Source organism: Streptomyces sp. NPDC058964 (assembly GCF_042741275.1).
Lineage (GTDB): Bacteria > Actinomycetota > Actinomycetes > Streptomycetales > Streptomycetaceae > Streptomyces.
On record NZ_JBHYKH010000433.1, the window covers coordinates 5,894 to 7,846 of the forward strand.

General features: G+C 72.4%; 2 protein-coding genes. Both read right to left on the reverse strand.

All coding sequences use genetic code 11. The features are described from left to right. Positions 1 to 71: 71 nt before the first annotated feature. Positions 72 to 809, reverse strand: a complete 738-nt coding sequence (locus tag ACFW2E_RS35920) for an LmeA family phospholipid-binding protein (RefSeq protein ID WP_384472916.1) — start codon at positions 807 to 809, stop codon at positions 72 to 74. Further along, on the reverse strand, positions 809 to 1,953 hold a 1,145-nt coding region (locus ACFW2E_RS35925; protein ID WP_384472919.1), incomplete at its 5' end, for an MMPL family transporter. The genes ACFW2E_RS35925 and ACFW2E_RS35920, both read right to left, overlap by 1 nt.

The window sequence follows — 1,953 nt, forward strand, 5'->3', positions numbered from 1 at the left end:
CCGGCCGGTGGTGAACTCCGCGCGGCCGCGAGGAGCTCACCACCCCTGCCTATCCTCTCCGGTCAGCACGCCTAGGTCGTGCATCCGGGCGCCGGTGGTCGGCCGGCCCGCGCGGGCAACCGGGCGGCGCCGCCGTCCAGGGTGACGTCCAGGCCGGTGTCGGTGACATCGAGTGACGTGGCCCTGAGCCCGAGCGGATAGGCGGTGCCGGAGCGGGCGGACAGCGTGCTCCGGAGGCGGTCGACGACAGCGGCGGGAGCCGGGCTGCCGAGGACCTCCACGTCCTGGACGTCCAGCGTCACGCGGCCGTCCCGTACCTCGGGACGGAGCGTCGCACGGCCCAGGCCGGCCTGACCGAGGACAAGGGTGACGGTGCCCGCGTCCCCGTCCAGGCGGACGGCGGTGACCGGGATACGTCCCTCGGTCGCGGCGGCCAGACCCCGCACGGAGGAGGCCGGCACCCGCACCTTCGCGTGGGTGTGCGCGACGGAGCCCGAGTGGTTCCCGGTCAGCCGTACGTCGTCCAGTCGGGCCTGGACGGAGACGTCGCAAAGCCGTCCGACGTCGGCGTGGCCGCTGCGCACCGTGACGGCGCCGAGGCGGCGCTCGAACAGGAGCAGCAGTGCCGGTCCGCCGTCGACCCGGACCTGGCTGTGCTTGCCCAGGGCCCGGCCCACCGCCGTGGCGAGGCGATGGTGCAGCAGGGCGCTCGCGCCGGCTTCGGCGACGGCGACCGTGAGCAGGAGAGCGACGAGGACGACGGACGCCCGCAGGGCGAGGCGGCGTCGCGGCGGTTTCGCACCGGTCATCAGGCCTGCTCTCCCCCGGTGGTGGCGACGGCGCCCGGCCCCTCGGGGTCGAGACGGGGGAGCAGACGGTCCAGCCAGTCGGGCAGCCACCAGTTGGCCCTGCCCAGCAGGTACATGGTCGAGGGCACGAGGACCAGCCGCACGACGGTGGCGTCGATGATGACGCTCACGCCCAGGCCCAGCGCGAGCATCTTGATCACCACGTTGGTGGAGAGCAGGAAGGCCAGGAAGACACTGGTCATGATCAGCGCGGCACAGGTGATGACACGGGCGGTGCCGGCCAGCCCGGTGGCGACACTGAGGTGGTTGTCCTTGGTGTGCAGCCAGGACTCCCTGATGCGGGACAGGAGGAACACCTCGTAGTCCATGGACAGCCCGAAGACGATGGCGAACATCATCATCGGCACGTACGACTCGACCGGCACGGTCTCATCGACGCCGAGGAGCGAGCCGCCCCAGCCCCATTGGAAGACCGCGACGACGACACCGTAGGAGGCACCGATCGACAGCAGGTTGAGCAGCGCCGCCTTCAGCGCGACGAGCAGGCTGCGGAAGACGGTGAGCAGCAGCAGGAAGGCGGCCGCGACCACCACGGCGATGATGACCGGCAGCCGGTCCACGACCACGTCGCGGAAGGTGAGTTGGGCGGCGGTGGTGCCGGAGACGTAGCCCTGGGCACCGGAGCCGGCCAGGGCCTCCGGGAGCGCGTCGTCCTCGAGTCGGTGCAGCAGGTCGGAGGTGGCCCGGTCCTGAGGTCCGGTCTCGGGAGTGACGGTGGCGATCAGCAGGGCGCGGTCCTCGGTGGTCACCGGGGTGGACACCCCGGCGACTCCGCGGGTGGCCGCCTGTGTGTCGCGCAGGGTCGTGGTGTGTCGATGGGCCTCGGCCGTGGTGCGGTTACGGTCGTGGTCGAGTGCGGCAACGACCGTGAACTGGCCGTTGGTGCCGGGTCCGAAGCCGTCGGCGATCAGGTCGTAGGCGCGACGGTCGGTGTAGTCGGTGGGGTCGGCGCCGTCGTCGACGTGGCCGAGGCTCATCGAAGCGGTGGGTATGGCCCGCCCCCCGAGCACCCGTGCGCCGCTGGCGAGGAACACCCAGGGGCGGCGGCCAACCGTGCCCGCCCACCGGTGCCAGTTGTCGGCGG